This is a genomic window from Nonomuraea sp. NPDC048892 (assembly GCF_040649735.1).
GTDB classification, from domain to species: domain Bacteria; phylum Actinomycetota; class Actinomycetes; order Streptosporangiales; family Streptosporangiaceae; genus Nonomuraea; species Nonomuraea maheshkhaliensis.
This window is the reverse complement of the sequence record NZ_JBEZFZ010000011.1, coordinates 61,018-78,598: the sequence shown is the minus strand read 5'-3', so window position 1 is coordinate 78,598 and position 17,581 is coordinate 61,018. Positions and strand designations below refer to the sequence as shown.

At 73.6% G+C, this 17,581-nt stretch carries 10 protein-coding genes; 1 reads left to right on the top strand and 9 read right to left on the bottom strand.

Annotated elements, in window-relative coordinates:
- Positions 1-6: 6 nt before the first annotated feature.
- The 9 genes from AB0C28_RS31755 to AB0C28_RS31715 all read right to left on the bottom strand — a co-directional run bounded on the left by AB0C28_RS31755 (position 7) and on the right by AB0C28_RS31715 (position 16,848).
- Entirely contained in the window at positions 7-10,389 is a 10,383-nt protein-coding gene (locus tag AB0C28_RS31755; RefSeq protein ID WP_358079660.1) for a hypothetical protein, read from the bottom strand.
- An 11-nt stretch (positions 10,390-10,400) separates the two neighbouring features.
- Entirely contained in the window at positions 10,401-10,748 is a 348-nt protein-coding gene (locus AB0C28_RS31750; protein ID WP_357858883.1) for a hypothetical protein, read from the bottom strand.
- The gene (locus AB0C28_RS31745; RefSeq protein ID WP_358079658.1) at positions 10,745-11,140 is read right to left on the bottom strand and encodes a YbaB/EbfC family nucleoid-associated protein; all 396 of its coding nucleotides are present in this window, start codon (positions 11,138-11,140) and stop codon (positions 10,745-10,747) included. Before AB0C28_RS31745 ends, AB0C28_RS31750 begins: the two co-directional genes overlap by 4 nt.
- A gap of 126 nt (positions 11,141-11,266) precedes the next feature.
- A complete protein-coding gene (locus AB0C28_RS31740; protein ID WP_358079656.1) occupies positions 11,267-11,659 on the bottom strand; it encodes a hypothetical protein in 393 nt (130 codons plus the stop codon).
- Positions 11,656-12,543 (bottom strand): SseB family protein, encoded by an 888-nt coding sequence (locus tag AB0C28_RS31735; RefSeq protein WP_358079654.1) that lies wholly within the window; start codon positions 12,541-12,543, stop codon positions 11,656-11,658. The genes AB0C28_RS31740 and AB0C28_RS31735 overlap by 4 nt, the downstream gene beginning before the upstream one ends.
- Positions 12,544-12,741: 198 nt before the next feature.
- Positions 12,742-13,794, bottom strand: a complete 1,053-nt coding sequence (locus AB0C28_RS31730) for a hypothetical protein (RefSeq protein ID WP_358079652.1) — start codon at positions 13,792-13,794, stop codon at positions 12,742-12,744.
- A gap of 77 nt (positions 13,795-13,871) precedes the next feature.
- Entirely contained in the window at positions 13,872-15,512 is a 1,641-nt protein-coding gene (locus tag AB0C28_RS31725; RefSeq protein WP_358079650.1) for an OPT/YSL family transporter, read from the bottom strand.
- Positions 15,513-15,925: 413 nt separating this feature from the next.
- Complete coding sequence (locus tag AB0C28_RS31720) at positions 15,926-16,102, bottom strand: NAD-dependent epimerase/dehydratase family protein (protein ID WP_357858866.1); 177 nt, start codon at positions 16,100-16,102, stop codon at positions 15,926-15,928.
- Positions 16,099-16,848 carry an SDR family oxidoreductase gene (locus tag AB0C28_RS31715; RefSeq protein WP_357858864.1) on the bottom strand — a complete coding sequence of 250 codons (750 nt, stop codon included), beginning with the start codon at positions 16,846-16,848 and terminating at the stop codon, positions 16,099-16,101. Before AB0C28_RS31715 ends, AB0C28_RS31720 begins: the two co-directional genes overlap by 4 nt.
- A gap of 88 nt (positions 16,849-16,936) precedes the next feature.
- Here AB0C28_RS31715 and AB0C28_RS31710 point away from each other — a divergent pair, with 88 nt between their 5' ends.
- Entirely contained in the window at positions 16,937-17,572 is a 636-nt protein-coding gene (locus tag AB0C28_RS31710; RefSeq protein ID WP_346112852.1) for a TetR family transcriptional regulator, read from the top strand.
- Positions 17,573-17,581: the final 9 nt, after the last annotated feature.

Below are 17,581 nucleotides of genomic sequence, written 5' to 3'. Positions count from 1 at the left end.
TTCCCATCATGCCCGTACCCGGCCGGTCCACGCCCGCAGGCCGCACCCGCAGGGGCCGTCCGCGGGGCAGCGGCACTCCTCCTCCGGTGGCAGGAGGCCGGTGCCGTCGTTGAGGCGGCGCATCCGCTCCCAGTACGCGTGCCGCGCCGCGGGGCGGCGGCTCGTCTCCAGCAGCGTGGTCAGGTGCGCGGCCATGGGAGCGGGCACGAGGTGGAACGGGACGGTGGCGGCCAGGTCGCGCAGGACGCCCAGCCGTCCGGGGCGCTGGGCGGCGGTGGCGGTGCGGACCTGGCGCGCGGCCTCGTACACCTCGGCCAGCTTGGCGTGATCCGCGGCATTCAGGCCCATGGCCCGTGCCACGGCGGCGGCCGCCGTGGCGGCGGCGGCGCGCTCGTTCGCGCCGATCGTGCGGTGATCGTCCACCTGGAACGTCAGCACGCCCACGTCCTGAGCGGGCCCGTTCTGCGCGGCTCCATGCTGAGCAGGGCCCCCTTGGGCAGGAACTCCTTGGGCAGGCACCCCCTGGGCAGGCCCGCCCTGAGCGGCGGCGTCGGGGGGCGTTGCGCGGCCGGCGGGCTGGATCTCGACGGCGATGGGCGGGTGGCCTGGCACCTGGATGTCCAGCAGGCCGGGGCCGTGCGTGCGGACGCGGGCGCCCAGGAGGGCGGCGCCGCGTTCGAACGCCTTGGCGGTGGCTATCTCGGGCAGCGCCACGGGACCGCGGATCGCCGCGATCTGCTCCGGGGTCAGCTCGCCCGCCCGCGCCAGGAAGATCGTCCTGGCCGCCGCGCCCGGCTGGTCCTCCGCCAGGCCCGCCCTGCGTACCTCGGAGCGGAGTTCGGCCGCGGTCGTCCTGGCGTCTGTCTCCGTGCCGCCCAGCAGGGACGCCAGGGAGCGGCCACGGCCGGGCGCGGGCTCCTGCCGCGTGACGGCGTCGATCAGGCCGCGGAGCCGGGCCAGCGGGCCTTCCTGTCCGTCGCGCGCCGGCCGGTGCGGGCCCGTGCCCCAGGGCGGGGGCGGCGGGGTGTGGCCGCGGCGCTCGATGTCGGCGGCGAGGGCGCCGATCGCCTCCGCCAGCCGCGACCGCGCGGCCGGGTCCTCCTCCGCCCGCCACTTGCGTGACAGGTGGGCGTGCTCGTCCAGGCGCGGCACCAGGCAGTGGTCCGTGCCCTCCGCCACGTCGTGCGACAGCGACGGCCGGACGACTCCCTGCCGGGCTCCGGCCGCCGTCGCGGCGCTCGCCTGGGCGGCGTGCGAGATCTCGTGCACCAGCACCGAGGACACGACCTGCGGGTCCACCCTCGGCCCGATCCGCATGACGTGCGGGTCGGCGGCGGTGCCGGCCCGCAGGTCCGTACGGCCGAGCAGTCCGGCGCCCGGGTCCTCGACCAGCACCTGGACGTGCTGGTCTGGCGAGCCGGTGAACTGCAGGACGACCCGGTCGCCGCCGGCCCAGCGCGCGTTCGCCACCGCCCCGCCGAAGTCGGCGGCCGAGAGGGGCTGGGCGCGCACCTCGGTGAGGGTCAGGTCCGGGGTTCCTTCCGGCCTGGCCGCGGCGTCGAAGGGGGTTCCGGCGATCGCCTGGTCCGTGGCCGCGTGCGCGGGCCCCGAGCTCGCCGACCCGCCGGTGAGCCCCTGGGCGACGCTGCCTCCGGCCGACGCGTGCGACGGCCCTGTGGCGGCGGGCCAGGCGGGCGCGGCGGGCGCGGGCGGGAGGGCGCCGCGGTCGCGGAGCGCGGCGGTCAGCTGGTCGGCGAACGTGCCCTCCACTTCCGAGGTCAGGAAGACCTGCCGCAGGTCCAGCCGGGGGTTGCGGAGCTGGTCCGCGGCCTCCAGCAGGCCGGGCGGAAGGGTGGAGAACGCCTCGGCGAAGCCTCCGTCGGGGGTGCGGCTGGTGATCCTGCCGTCGGGGTAGGCGACGTAGCGGTGCAGGCCGTCCGGCTCACGTACCGCGACGACCGCCGCCGCCCCGCGTTCCCTGGCGGCCAGGCGGGCGTCGCCGAGCACCTGGATGAGCCCTTGGCGTCCGGAGGCGGGCACGAACGGGAAAGTGTGCGACACGTCGGACTCGGGCCCGATGCGCACGCCCGACTCCATCCGATCGAGCAGCTCCTCGAGTTCCTCGGCGAAGAGGGTCACGTCCACCTCGCCGCCGCTCGCGCCCGGCATGCGGACCGCGTCGCCGACGGGCCGTACGTCGCCGTTGCGCAGCCGGGCCACGTGCTGGAAGACGAGGTCGTAGTCGACCCGCATCCGCACGGTGTAGACCTTGCCACGCACGAACCTGCTGCGTTCGCGCCGCGCCCCGTGGTGGTCGTTCACGGTCTCCGACGACTGCTCGCCGGCCCTGGTGCCGTAGTCGATGCCCAGTCCGGTCTTCATGGAGACGTTCCCGGCCACGGGCAGGACGCGGCTGCGCGACACGCTGATGTTCTGGGCGTCGGCCTTCCTGTCCACGTCGCCCTTCTCGGCGTCGAACGGCCCGGCCACGACGGTGAGGTCGGACAGGCGAGCGCTGATCGTGACATCGGCGCCCTGGTCCTTGAACTTCTGCCTGGCCATCCGGACGACGGTGTCGCCGCCCGGCCCGGCCATCCGCTCGAAGCCGCTGATCAGCGCGGACGGGTCGAGCCTGGCGACGAGCTCGGCCCGGCGTTCTGCGACCGTGTTGCGGCCCAGCATCTTGCCCAGCTGGGCGGTGACGACCTCGAGGAGGGTGGGCCTGGCGGGGTCCTGCCGCAGCGTCTCGACGAAGTGGCCGGAGTGCAGCTCGACCCGCCGGGGGTCGGTCACGGTGACGAGCGGACCGGGGTCCTCGTTCGCGGGCCTGACCATGCCGGTGGGCAGGCGGCGGACGAGCTTGGCGTCGTACCGGACGGGGAGCACCTTGGGACGGCGGCGGACCCGCTCGGCCGCGGCCTTGATCGCGGCGGCGGCGCGGGCCCTGCGGGTCGCGCCCGGCGCGGTCCTGACCCGGGCCGGCTTGCGCTCGACCTCGATGACCAGGACCATGTCCTGCTCCACGCGGTCGAGGCCGTTGAACAGGCCGATGCGCTGCAGCCGCGTTCCCTGCTCGTTGCTGGTGCTGGAGAAGGAGCGGCCGCGATCGGTGGACAGGCCGAAGCCGCCCCCGTCCCCGTCGTCGGTGCTGGAGGTGTCGGCGCCGGCGGAGTAGGAGCCGTTGTACCCCGCTACGTGCGACAGGTCGGTGTAGCGGTAACGCTGGATGATGATGCCGGAGTCGGAGGTGTGGCCGAGGAATCTGCCCTTGCGGGGGTCGGCTCCTTCCGCGGGCTCCAGCCGCACCCGTACGGTGACCGCCTCGGCTCCGTCCGCCGGCCGCCCGCTCTGTACGTGGTACGTCTTCTCGAAGCCGTTGTCCGACCACATGGACGGGATGCGGATCTGCGCCCGGTCGCCGGCGAAGTCGACGCTCGCCTCCCTGCGCAGGGTCGGCGTGTTCTCCTCGGCCCCGGGCATCGCCTCGTTCACGGCGTGCAGGACCGCGTCCAGCAGGTTGACGTCCTCGTCCTGGTCGTTGGTCAGGTCGAACGACTCCACGACGCTCAGGCCCATGCCGTTCTCGTACTGGGGCCCGAACACGACCTCCTCGCTGCGCCGGATCAGCTCCTGGGCCTCGTTCAGCACCTCGTCGAGCCGGGTCTCCTCCTCACCCTTCTTGACCCGCGTGGTCTCGGGGGCGAGTCCTGTGACCTTTCTGAGCGGCTTCAGCAGCTGCTTGGCGCTGTGCCTCTCGGCGAGCGGCGGGACCTCGCCGCGGGTGCGCGCCTCGGCCAGGGCCTTGACGTAGGTGTGGATGAGCGGCACGGCGAGGGTGCGGTCCAGGGTGAGGCTGCCGTTGCGGAAGCGTTCGACGGCGTCGGCGACCAGGTGCAGCGGGAGTGCGAGGTCTCCGTCGGCGTACATGCGCAGCGCGTCGTACTCGGGGATGGAGAACAGGACGGCGCCCTTGGTGGCGGTGGTCCCCGGCTTGCCTGCGGGGATGCGTCCCTCCTCCGTGGGCAGCGCGTTCGGGCGGCTCTCCTGGCCACTGAGGGTGACGTCCATGTCGGCGCGGAGCATGTACTGGCGGCCGAACTCGATCGTCAGCTCCTCGGTGCCCCAGATGTCCAGGATGGAGGTGGAGTTCGAGGTGCCTCCCGAGCGCGAGGGCAGCGTGAGCGAGCCGCCGTCGCTCTGCGTGCCGCCGCCGTCCAGGTCGCTGAGGCCGGTCGAAGCGCCGACCGACAGGCCGGTCGAGGCGCCCCACGACACTCCGGCGCTGCCCAGCCCGAACAGGATCTTGCCGACCACGTGGTCGACGACGCCGATCACCTCGGCCTCGCCGAGCTCGCCCTGCACGGACACTGACGACTGGGTGGGCGCGACTCCCTGCGGCCGGGTCGCCGTGTCGCTGTTGACCGGCCTCTCCAGCAGCTCGGGGTGCGAGACGAGGTTGCGCGTGTTGAGGAAGGCCGCGATGTGGTGGTAGGCGGGCGAGTCCTCCCGCATCCCGGCGGGCAGCACCCGCCGCGCCGCGGCCATCGCGTCGCGCACGTCCATGGCCAGGAGCGTGGCATGGCTCATCAGCGCGCGGGTCGGCTTGCCCACCGAGGCGTTCTGGGCGGGGCCGTCCACCGGGAGGAGGTCGACGGGTATCGCGATCCTCGCCTTGCCGTCGCGGGAGAGCAGCAGTTCCGCCTCGCCGTCGTGCACGAGTTCCACGACCAGCTTGTGCTTGACGTCCATGAACGCCACGGCGCCCTTGGTCTCCCCGAGCGTCACCACGTTGACGGTGCCGCCGGTGCTGGAGCCGGCCGTGTGGGTGACGTTGCCGCCGCCGTTCACCCCGACCTCGTGCTTCAGCCCGTCGTGGCCCTCCGCCGGGCCGTCGCCCATGCTCGCGGACGGACCGCCGCTGTAGGTCCTGGACCGGCTGATGGCCCGCGCGGAGGTGTCGGTGCCGATGTCGAGGTCGACGTTCGTGTCCTCCTCGCTCAGGCCGACGTACGTGCCGCGGTCGCTGAAGTCCTGTTTCAGCGACACGCGCACGGTGTAGTGGTCGGGTGCGCTGTTGAGCCCGTGCGCGACCAGGTCGATGAGGAGGCCGTCCTGTGCCGCCTGGCTGTAGCCGGTGCGCAGGCGCCGCTCGGACAGCTGCTGGAGGACCTCCTGGAGGTTGAGCGCCTGGCTGGCGCGGACGAGCTCGTTGGAGTCGTACTGCGGGATGCCATCCACGATCCTGGGCACCAGACCGGTGTCGGCGAGCTGGCCGAGCACGTCCTCGGCGACGTCGTCCATCTCGAAGATCTCGTGCACGATACCGGGGCCCGCGCCGCGGACCTGCCCGGGCCCGTCGCCCATGATCTCCGGCAGCTCGGTCTTGCGGCCCTTGATCGGCACCGGCATGGGGTCGCCGCGCAGCACGTCGTTGCCGTCGGCATCGGTGAGTACCTTGCCGTTCACGTGGATCCGCGCCGCGGCGTCCACGGGCAGGCCGAACCGGTAGGCGAGGCGCTCCTGCATGCGCACGAGCGCGTCGCCGCGCATCGGCGGCAGCGTGACCGGCGGCTCGCCGATCTTCTCCACGGTGAACGTGTGCCGCAGCTCCAGCCGGTAGCCCTGGGTGGGCCGGGTGAACCTGAGCACGGTCGGATGGATGGCCTGGCCGTTGGCCGTCGCCGAGTACGTCTGCGACGCCGACCGCGCTCCCTTCAGCCGGGGCCCGATCGCCGGGTCGTACCCCGCCATGATGTCGACCTGCTGCAGCCCGGGGATGTTCAGCCCGGCGGAGGAGTTGGCCTCCAGCGACCCGCCGGAGGAGGCCCCGCCGGGCGAGGCCGCGAAGTCGACGAGCACCTCCTCCTCCCACTCCTGGTTGCTCGGCCCGCCGACCGGGCGGCTCGCGACCAGGACGACCTCGGTCTTGACCTTGATGCGGACCTGGGGCTTGCCGTCCACGTCGATGACCCGGTCGATGCCCTTGTCCGTCGCCTCCCGCAGCCGGCTCGGCAGCTCCTCGGTGATGAACTTGCGCAGGTTGGAGCGGGAGTTCGTGCCGATCTGGGCGAAATCGCCGCCGAGCCGGCCGGCGAGCGCGTCGAGGGCCTCCTCCAGGCCGGTCATGCCGGTGACGACGTGGTTGGGCAGCGAGCGGGTGCGGCGCGCGTCGTCGACCCAGACCAGCTTGCGCGGCGGCTGGTCGGTGTAGGAGTGCGACACCCACAGGCGCTGGGCGGGGCTGTCGCCGGGCAGGCCCGAAGTGACCGTGGTGGTGTCGCGCCAGGCCTCGTCGCGTCCGGTGCGGATCTCGACCGTCCACGTGGCGGCCGCGTCGAGCAGCAGGGACTCGCTGCGGTTGTCGGAGACCGAGCCGCCCTGGGCGTACATGCCCGCCCCGCCCGACGCCGACCAGCTCCGCCCGGCGCTCGCGCCCAGGCCGAGGCCGACCAGCTCGCCCACCATGCGCGTCCACTGGCCCTCGGGCAGCATCTGGGCGAGCCCGCTGGTGTTGAGGTTGCCGAACACGCCGGCGCTGCCCGACTCGGTCGCGGTGACCGTCCGGCCGGCCTGGAAGAAGATGCCGACCATCATCTCGGACGCCTTCACGGCCGGGTCGATCACCTCGACCAGGTCGGAGAGCGTGAGCCGGATGCGCAGCTCGGAGGCCGACTTTCCGTGGCCGGTGCGCAGCACGACTCCTTCCTGTGTGACGACCTTGTGGAAGTCCGCCCTGATGGCCCGCCCGAGCTCTTCGGGGGTGTACTGCTTGGCGATCCCCTCGCGTTCGAGCATGGTGTTGACCGTGCTGGTGAGCGCGCCGAGGTGCGCCAGCCGGCCCGCGGGCAGCGAGGCCGACAGGGCGACCTCCTGCGGCAGCGCGGCGGCCAGCGCGTCGAGGTAGCGCTGGTGCTGCTCCGCGGCCTGCCTGGCCAGGCGCGCGGCGATGTCGGCCATGCTGACCTCGCCCGGTGCCGGGGGCGTCGAGGCGAAGCGCAGCGCGCCTGCCAGTTGCTCGTACACCTGCCTGGCGCGGGTGGCCTCCGCCAGCGCGGCCTCGTAGGCGTCGGCGATCCTGGTGTGCCTGGCCTGCGTGTTGCGGTGACCGCGGGCCTCCCGCTTGGACTGGCGGGCACGTTCGTAGCGGCCGGAGTCGTGGTGGTTCAGCGTCCTGCGCGCCGAACGCCTGGCCTTCTTCGCCTCCTGGCGGGCGTTCTCCGCGCTCGCCCGCTTCGAGGCGATCTGCTGCTGGAGTGCCCGTTCCGCGCCTTCCAGCGCCGTGACGACCGCCGCCACGTCGGCGGTGAGCGGATCGCCGGGTACGGACGGCGCGTGGGCCGGGCGGCCGTCGTTGCTCGGGGCCCAGGGCGGGGCGGGCGGGGTGTCCCCGTGCTCCTGCAGCTCGCGCATGACGCCGTCGATGTCCACGGCCAGGCGGCGCTTCTCGGGCAGCGTGCGGGCCCGCCGCCACTGCTCGGTCAGGTAGGCCAGCTCGTTGCGCCGGGCGGGCACGCACTCGTCGCGGGAGGGCCGGTTGCCGGGCAGCACCCGTCGCAGGACCCCCTGGCTCGAGCTCTGCCGGGTGGCCTGCAGCCGCTGGAGGGTGTCGGTGATCTCGTGCAGCCATAGCCTGGGCAGCTGGTCGGAGGCGACGCGGGGGTTGAAGTGGACGACGTGCGGGTCGTCGATGCCCTGCTTCAGCTCCGTCTGGCCCATCAGACGGGAGTCGAGGCCGCCCACGACCGGGTGGAAGCGGTGCGTCTGGCCGTCGCCGGTGGTGACCATCAGGGTCGTGCCGTCCGGGGACCAGGCCAGCGCCTGGACGTCCTCGTCGCCGAAGTGGTCGGGTCGCAGGTCCGCGATGGCGTCGCGGGCCTCGTCGGTGGTCAGGTCGGGGCCGGTGCGGGTGCCGGGGACGTAGCCGGTGCCGGGCACCGGCTGGGAGGTCACGGTCCCGGGGGCGCTCGCCAGCATGGGAGCCGCCGCGCTGCCCTGAGGTTGTGCGGTGTCCGGGGACTGGGCGGCGTCCGGGGCGCCGCGCGGGGCCGTGTCGGGGCCGGTGCGGGGCGCCGTGTCGTGGACGCCTTGCTGGGACGTGTCAGGGCCGGTGCGCGGGGACGTGTTCTGGCCCCCGTTCAGGCCGCTGTCCGGGCCCGTGTCCGGGCCGCCTTCCGGGGCCGCTGAGGAGAATCGGTCGTCGGCCTGGGCGACCAGGAGCAGCGAGGCCGCCTCCACCTCCAGGTCCGCCTGATTCTGCACCTCGGTGGCGCGGGCGTGGAGCAGGGCGCCGATGCGGCTCAGTGTGGCGGCCGGGAGGACCCGGGTCCCGCCGGGGACCGGGACGATGAGGTCGCCCGCGGGGCCCATCACCGCGTTCGGGAAGTTCGTGCCGATCGCGTCCACGAGCGCCGTCCGCGCCCGGCCCGCCGGCGTCAGCTGGGCCGCGGCGGGCACCGCGGCGCCCTGGGTCCGGTCGCGGCCGTCGCCGGGCTCCCCCACCGGCGTGGCGTCCGCTTGACGCGGCTCGCCTCGGGACGCCGGTCCGTTCTGTGCGGACCCATCATGAGCCGGGCCATTCTGAGCGGCACCATCATGATTCGGACCGCTCTGAGCGGACCCATCCTGGTTCTGGCCGTTTTGAGCGGGCCCGTTCTGTGCGGCGCTGTCCGGCTGGGAGGCCGTGTCACCGACGGCGGGCGCGCCGCCGTCCTGTGCCGTCGCGCCTCGGACGGGCGCCTCGGGGTCGGCCTGGGCGGGGGTGTCGGCGGTGGCCAGGGGCGACGGCTCGTGGTCGGCCGTGCCGGGCCGGCGGCCGGCGCCCTGGCCCGCTCCCTGGTCTGCGGCTGGGTCCCCAGTCGAGTTCGCGGTCGGGTTCGCGGCCGGGTCCGCGTTCATGACCGGCTCCGGACTCGGCTCCGGTTCTGGGGTCGCCTCCGGGTCCGGGGCCGGTCGGGGGGCCGGGTCCGGTGTCGTGTCGGGGGTGGACGGGGCGCGGCGGGGCGCGGACGGGTCGGCGTCGGGCATCGACGGCCGGCCGCCCTGCGGTGCGGAAGACGAGGCGGTGCGCTGGGCGGGCACGCCGGCCTGGTCGGGGATCCGGGTGGCCGCCTGGTTGCCGGCCCGGCCGCCCGAGGCGGGACCCCCGGCCCCGGGACCGGTCGGCGCCTGGGGGCCGTCCGGGGAGTTCGGGCCACCGGGGCCGGTGCCCGGGCCGGGACCGGTCCCGGGACCTGCGCCCGGGCCGGCGTCCGCGCGGGCCGCGTCGGTCCTGGCGGCGGCGGAGTGCGCGGCGGCGAGCGTGCTCAGCGGGTGGGCCAGGGCGGAGGCGACGTCCGGGTTGAACGGGCTGATGCTGCCGGTCCGCCCCGCGCCGCCGAGGAAGCCGCCCGCCAGCGAGTCGGCGGTGAACGGGTTCTGCAACTGCCCGTACACGACGCCGTTGGCGATGAAGCTGCCCACCGGGGAGGCGATCGTGTTCGTCAGGCCGGTGGTGAGGGCGCGGCCGGTGAAGCCTGGGACGCTGCTGGTGAGGCGGGAGACGGGCCCGGACAGGCGGGTGCCGATGACGGCGCCGGTGCCCGCTCCGACGATCGAGGCGGCGGACTTCTGCCAGTCCCACTCCTGGCGGGTGCCCATCTTGATCTGCTGGTACTGGGCCGCCGCGTCGATGAAGAACTCCTCGCCGATCTCCTCGATGAGTTCCCTGCCGATCGGCGAGGCCAGCAGCCGGACGATGGCGCCGCGCCCGGTGGCGCCGCTGAGCACGGCCACCCGGGCCAGCCTGGTGGCGCCGACCTCGCGGCCGGCCACGGTCGCGAGCCGGACGAGGATGCGGCTCAGCGCGGCGCGGGCGCCGGCCGCGTACGGGCCGATGAGCGCGGTGGAGGCCCCGGCGCTGAAGAAGGAGACGATGATGGCGATGCCGATGGCGATGACCGTGATCCAGAACGCCACGTTGATGGAGAGCTTGGAGTACTGCGTCTCCACGGCGAAGTCGTTGGCCTGCTGCGCGTAGGCCCGCGCGTTGCGGTCGACGCCGGAGATGCCGTCGTCGCCGTACAGGGTCTTGATCCTCGTGACGAAGTTGGCGGTGGCGGGCGAGGCCCAGCCGGTGACGACGGTGCGCGCGGCGGAGCCCGCGGGCCCGGCCGAGCCGGAGGCCCCGTCGGCCAGCGCCTCGTACGCCCGCGCCAGCTGCGACAGCCCGCTCTCGGTCGCCTCGGGCCATTTCTGGCCGGCGGACAGCATGGGGATCAGCCAGTAGACCACCCAGCCGGGTAACGCCTCGGTCTCCCAGACGGGGCGGATGTCGCTGTCGATGGTGACGGCGCGCCCCCGGCTCGGCCGGTCCCCCGTGTCCTGGACGTCGATTCCGCCCGTGTGCGTCATGCCCGGGTGCCTCAGACCTCTCGCTGCCGCGCGAGGGCCGTGAGGTCATGCTTGATGTCGGCGTCCGTCTGGAGGGTGTTGTCGATGGCCGTCCTGAGCCGGTCGCCCGCGTCCGTGATCTCCTTGGCGAGCCGGCCGCACTGGTTGAGCAGCTCGCCGGGCCCGCCGTCGCGGAAGTGCGTACGGATGAAGGCCTCGCCCTCCATCCCGCCGCCCCAGGGCGCGCCGGCGATGCGCGCCTCGACGTCGGAGACGAGCTTGGGCAGGCTCCGTTCGACCTCCTCGGCCATCACGGACCACGCGGAGATGCCCCGGTCGACGATCGGCTTGGCGATGGCCGCGCCTTCCCAATCCTTCACTCGGCACCTCCGGCAAGCTGGGACAGGACCGCCTCGACGTCTCCGTCGAGGTGCGCCTGGAACTGCTCGGGCGGGATCACGGGCGCGAAGATCTCCACGATGCGCTCGCGGGCGGTGGCGGCGGCCCGTTGCGCGGTGGTCACGATCGTGTCGGCCAGTCCGCGCGCGTCGGGGCGCCGGTAGATGCGCGGGTCCAGGTCGATCCGGATGAGCTCGCCGCGCGATCCGACGGTCACCGACACGAGGCCGTCGGGCGAGGTCTCCGTCACCTGGACCGCTCTGGCCCTGGTGTGCAGTTCGAGGCCCTGGTCCTGTAGCCGGGTGAACATCTCACGCAGTTCGTCGGCGTAGGCCCGCACTCCCGCCACGTCTGGCCGCTCCAGTGATCCCATGACCCTCTCATGACGCTCTCGCCTGTTACGACGCATGTTCCTGAGGAGTAAGTTTCCGTCACATGAACACCAACAAACAAGAGTCTGTCGCAAAAGTGAGGATTCCGGAGAGCTTTCCCAGTGAGTTCAGGGTGTGATGAGTACGGCCTCCTCGCGTATTTCGTCCACTTCGTCATGATTTGCCCAGCATCGGTAGACGCCGCGCTCGATCCGGTCGAGCCCCAGGCGGCGCGCCGTGAGCACCGATCCGCCGAGGTATTCGAGCAGCAGCCGCCCGTCCCGCTCCTCGTGCACCTGGAACGGCTCGCCGCGCCAGCGGCACACCACGGTCACGAAGTGCAGCGACTCGCACTCCCCGACGGGGACCGTGCGCACGTGGCAGCCCGGCTCGACCTCCTCGAACCCGTCGGCCGGGTCGGTCCTGCGCAGGCGTACCCACAGCTCCAGGGCGTGCGGCTCGGGGCTGGCGGCGTAGTCGGCGCCCCGCCAGCGGGCCCGGTAGGAGTGCCAGGCGGTCACGCCGCCCTCCCGATCAGCAGCCAGCGGCGCAGGTCACCGTGGTAGACGGCCCTGCGGTGCTCGGTCCCCGCGATGGTCAGCTCCCAGATCTCGGCGCCGTGGGGCAGGCCCACGCCGTACACCTTGTACTCGCGGATGATGTTGTCGGGGCTGGGCACCAGCCCCATGCCGGCGAACGGCGGCTCCTCGACCACCCAGCCCGCCACCGCCTCCCGGCCCTCCTCGTCGGTCCCCCCGTACGGCGTGCGGTAGAGGCCGAGCCCGACCGGACGCCAGCGCAGGATGTTCAGCGAGCCGCTCGCGCTGAGCAGGTCAGGCCGGCCCAGCGCCGCCGCGAGGACCGCGGGCGTGGCGATGTGAGAGACGTCGAGCGCGTGGTGGCAGTAGCCCGACACCCTCGGCTCGCTCGTGGCCAGCAGGTCGGGCAGGTCGGCCGTGGCGATCAGCTTCTGCACCACGGGCACGCCCGACTCCGGGTCGAGCAGGAGGTCCTGGGTCATCGTGGGCACCGCGAGCCGCGCCACCGTCCCCGGTTCCAGCGGGAACGAGACCGCCAGCCCCGGGTTGACCGCCAGCCCCCATCGCGGGTCGGGCCAGCCGGCCGCCAGCTCCGTCATGGAGGTGACCCGGCAGTGCGTGGCGGTCCCGCCGGTGGCCAGCAGCATCGCCTCGACCGAGGTGTAGGCGAGCAGCCACGTCCGCCCGGGGCCCGAGGCGGTCGCCCAGGCGGGCGCCTCCTCGCCCGCCGCCGCGGCGGCGGTGATCGGCAGCGCCAGGTCCGCACTGCGCAGCAGGCTGAGGCACAGCGCCATGTGCCCGTCCCGGTGCGCGGCCCACAGCTGCTCCTCGAACGGGCTCACCGGCAGATGATCATCTTCGGCCATCCGCCCATTGTGCCGGGTACGCGTGCCGCGCACCGACACCGGCGGCCGGCTGCTCCGCGCCCCCGGTGCGGTGCCCGGTATCGCCGGACCGCCCAGGGCGGTCGGCTCCCGTCGTGCGACAGCGCCCCCTGCGCGCGTCAGGAGGCCGGACTGTGCGTGGCCGCTACCTTCGCCGCGCCGCGCCCGCCCACGCGCGCGTCAGGAGGCCGGCGCCGACGCGCCGATCGGTTCCGGCGCGGGGACGATGCGTTCTGTGCCTTCGTCCCAGCGCCACGGCACGTCGTGCCCGTGCAGGTGCACCCCGCCGATCCAGCGGTCGAGGCCGTTGAGCGCCACGTGGTCCGCCGCCCCGGCCAGCACCCGTTCCCCCGCCTTGGTGAGCCGCAGCTCGGTGCCGCGATCGACCGGGCGGCCCGCCGGCTCGGCGTCCAGGAGCGGGACGGGCGCGCGCGCCAGCCGTTCCATCATCGCGTAGCACCAGGAGTCGCCGAGGTACGGGCGCGTCTCGCGCGCGGCGGCGCGGACGAACGCCGTCCCGGCCTCGGTGGCGCCGCCGGCGACGGCGGCCAGCACGCGCCGCTCGGTCAGCGACAGCCCGTCGCGGGTCGAGGGGTATTCGCGGCTGAGCCGGTCGAACGCCTCCCCCAGGAAGCGCAGCTCGGCCGAGCGGTGGGCGGCGACGGCGCCCAGGCCGTCGGGGGCCGGGGCGCGGAAGGCCGCCCATGCCCGGGTGGCCAGGTCGAGTGCGGCGGGGGTGAGCCGGATGCGGGCGTTCGTGCCGGGCAGCGCGCGCAGTTGTGCGGCCGTGAGCTCGCCGAGGCCGCCGAACCGGGCGATGCCGGGGTGCTCGCCGATGCAGATCAGTGTGATCCGCTCCGCCGGCACTCCGAGGCCGGCCAGGCGGGACAGGATCTCGATGATCTGGAGCTGGTCGTACAGGTCCGCCTCGAACCACAGGACGTACTCGCCGTCGCGGTTGCCGGCCAGCGTCCGGTCCCGTTCGGCGAACATGCGCGCGCCCTCCGCGCGGTCGTCCGCGTCCGCCCCGGTCAGGAACGCCGCCCTGATCCGGCGCAGCTCCTCCGGCTCCACGTCGGGCACGGGGCCCTCGTGCAGGACGTCGCGCCAGTAGATGAGGCGGGGCGCGAGCCCGGTGCCGGGCAGGTCGGTGGCATCGCCGTTGCTCACGTGCAGCGCCGCCGTCAGGGACGCGCCCCTGCGGGCGCGCTTGAAGCCGGACAGTCTGGTCATCGTCGTCTCCCGCGCCCCGCAGCGGATGGGGCCGCAGATGGGGCCGCGGACCGCATTTTACCTGGTACGACTGGCGTTCACGAGGTGATCAGCTGGATCGGCAGCAGCAACGCGTTCGCCAGGCCGCCGCCCAGGATCAGGCCGGAGCCGACGGTGGCGGCGAAGGCGCCCTCGTCCCGCCTGCGGCGTTGCGAGACCAGCTTGGCCAGGCTGCCGAGCAGGATGGCGGCGGAGGTGGCGGCGGGCAGCAGCACGCCCAGGCCCAGCAGGGTAGGCAGGACCGGCGTCCAGGCCAGGGCCAGCCCGGCCAGCGCCGCCGGGACGAGGAAGAGCACGGCCGAGTGCGCGTACTCCGGCGACCCCCGGAGCAGGGCGTTCAGGAAGTCCAGGGCGCTCGACGTGGGCGCGGGGAAGGCGGCGCTGCCGACGGCGCCCAGCTCGCCGATCAGGAAGAGCACCGTGATGCCCGTTCCGACGCCGGCGACGCTGCCGATCGCCTGGCAGGCGAGCAGTTGGCGGGTGCGCGGCGCGTCCCGTGCTGTGGAGGCCACCTTGGCCGCCTCGATGTAGTACGCCGACGCCAGTGCCGAGCCGCAGACGAGGCCGACGAGCAGGTACGCCGTCCCCTGCGGCACGTGTGCCAGCGCGAGGACGACCAGGGCGAGGAACTGGAGCACGCCCGTGGGCGCCATCCCGGTGGCGGCGTTGACCCGGTTCAGGATGACGGCGAACAGCGGGGCGAGGACGACGAGGGCGACGGCGATCGTCAGGTACGGCGGCGGCAGCGCGACAAAAGCCGCCACCACGGCGGAAATGCCCGCCACCGCGAGCCACCGGTGGCCGCCTCTCCCCCGCATCGCCCCGGCGACGGCCCGGCCCGGCCCGGCCGCCAGCCTGACCACGAAACCGCAGGCGTAGCCGAGCAGCAGGCCCACGCCCACGGCGAGGATCCAGGGCGAGCCGAGGTGCTCGGCGTAGGCGGGCGCGGGCCGCGGTGATGTGCGCAGCGCGGTGGCGTACCAGACGACGAGGGAGTACGCCGCTCCGAGGCCGATCCAGACCGTGGAGGCGCCCGGCAGGCGCAGGCCGAGTCCGAAGAGCATCGGCGACAACGACAGGGCGAGGTATGGCGGCAGGCCGGGGGCGGGCGGCAGGGAGTCCCGGCCGGCGAGCGCGGCCGCGAACGACAGCACGGCCGCGACGACGGCGGCCACGACGATGAGCCGCTGCCTCTCCGCACCCGCCTCGCGGTCGCCGGAGCCGGTCAGGGTGTGCATGAGGTCGATGACCGGCCACAAGGCCGGATATTTCAGGCCGGGGTCGCCGATGATTGTAGGGGCCAGGACCACCCCCAGGACGAGGCCGAGGAGGTTCGCCAGGAGCGCGAGGCCGGCGAGTGAGATCCAGGACGGCATGGGGTCGCCGCTCAGCAGGCCGGCGCCGATGCTGGTGTCGATCGCGGAGACCGCCAGGGTGCCTCCTGAGGCGGTCGCATAGGTGACGAACAGGGTCCGCCAGTTCAGCTTCCGCAGCAGTCGCAGGGCGGCGCCGCCGAGCAGCACGGTGATGATCGCGCCGCCGGATCCGGTGCCCGCCTTGAAGGCCAGGATGACGTTGAGCACGCTGAGGCAGCCGCCGAGGAGCACGCCGAGCGCGATGGGCGCGAGTGTGAGGTGGCGGGGTGGCGGTGGGTGTTCCTCGCTCGGGCCCGACGGCATGAGCCGGCCTACGCCCGCTCGTGGAGCAGGCGTAAACCGGCGGCTCTCCGGAGACGGTGACTACCCCTGGTCTCCACCGAAGATCCTCCTCACGACCGCGCGCGTCGAGAAGACCACGCACAGCACGCGCTCATCGCGCCCGGCCGCTGCGCGCACGCCCAGCGAGCACGCGCACGCCGTCCCGACCGCTCACCGGTCGAGACGACGTCCCGGCCCCGCTGATCCCGAACCCTCAGGATCCGACACGGGCTCACCCGATGTCGAGCACGGAACGGACGCCAAGCAGGGCCCGGCACAAACGGGCCTACGCCGAGCGCGGCCGATGCCAAACGGACCTGCGCCGAGCGGGGCGGGCAACCCTGGGGTGGGTCAGGCCGGTTGGGTGGCCAGTTGCCGTAGGCGGGGTTCGCCGATCATGGTGAGCATGTCGGTGTGCGTCGGGGTCCAGCCGAGCTCGCTCCGCGTGCGGGGTGCGCGGCAGCGGCTTCGTCGGTGCGGGCCAGGCCGGTGACCGTGTGGCCCTGGGCCGCGAGGTGGCGGGCGACGGCTCCGCCGACGAAGCCGGTGGCGCCGATGACCAGGACGTTCACTGCGGCAGGGTGCTGCGCTCGCCGCCGTTGGCGACGATGACGGTGCCGTTGATGTAGCTGCTGTCGGCGTGGATGAGGAACTGGACGATCGAGGCGATCTCCTCGGGCTCGCCGATCCGCTCGCGGATGTTGACCTTGCCCATCAGCTCGATGTTCTCGCCGAGCATGGCGGTGGTGCCCGCGGTGCGGACCGGGCCGGGCGAGACGCCGTTGATCCGGACGCCGCTGGAGCCGAACTCCGTGGCCCAGGAGCGGGTCAGCAGTTCGATGGCGGCCTTCGATGCCCCGTACGCGCCGCCGATCGGCGCGGGCGACGTCGCCGCGGTCGAGGTGATGTTGACGATGAAGCCGTGCCCGCGCTCGGCCATCCCCGGCGCGAGCGCGCCGACGAGGAGGAACGGGGCCCGGGTGTTGATGGCGAGCTGCTCGTCGAAGCTCTCGGCGCTGGTGCCGGGCGTGCTGGTGAAGGTGTAAATGCCGGCGTTGTTGACCAGGATGTCCACCTCGCCGGCCGCGGCGGCCAGGGCCTTGACCTCGTCGGCGTTCGCCAGGTCGGCCGTGACGAAGCGGGCGGTGCCGCCTTCGGCGGTGATCTCCTTGACGAGCTGGGCGCCGCGTTCCGGGTCGCGGCCGTGGGCGATGACGTGGATGCCGTCGGCGGCCAGCCGCAGCGCGACGGCGCGGCCGATGCCGGCGGTCGCGCCGGTCACAAGGGCGGTGAGGGTGCGTGCGGGAGCGATGGTCATGGTGGTGGACTCACTTTCTGGGTTGATCTGTCCAAAAACGTAGGGGCATTTTCTGGATTGCGCAACCCAATCCGGTAGGCTCTGCGACGTGGCCGAAGCAACCAAGCCCCGCCGCCTGACCCCGAAGGGCCAGGCCACCAAAAACCGCATCATCGAGGCGGCGACCGCGCTCATCGCCCAGCGCGGCGTGGCCGGCACCGGCATCGAGGACGTCCGCGCCGCCGCGGGTGTCAGCGGCTCGCAGCTCTACCACTACTTCGACAGCAAGCAGGCCCTGATCAGGGCGGTCATCACCCGCCAGGCCGACTCCGCGCTCGATCCAGGGCTACCGCGAATAACGGCTCTCGACAGCTTCGAGGCCCTGCGCGCCTGGGCCGACGCGGCGATCGAGCGCCAGCGAGAGAACGGCTGCCGCGGCGGCTGCGACCTCGGCACCCTGGCCGGCGAGCTGAGCGGCACAGACGAGGAGTCCAGGACCGACCTGGCCAACGGCTTCCTGCGCTGGAAGGACCTGATCCTCAACGGGCTGCGGGCCATGCGCGAGCGCGACGAGCTGCGCGCCGACGCCGACCTCGACGAGCTCGCCTTCGCGCTGCTCTCCGCCCACCAGGGCGGCACCCTGCTGTCCCAGACGGTGCTCGACGTGCAGCCGCTGGAGGCGTCGATGAACGCGACGCTGGCCTACATCCGCTCGTTCGCCACGGATCAGCAGCCCGTACGGTAAGGGCGGTTT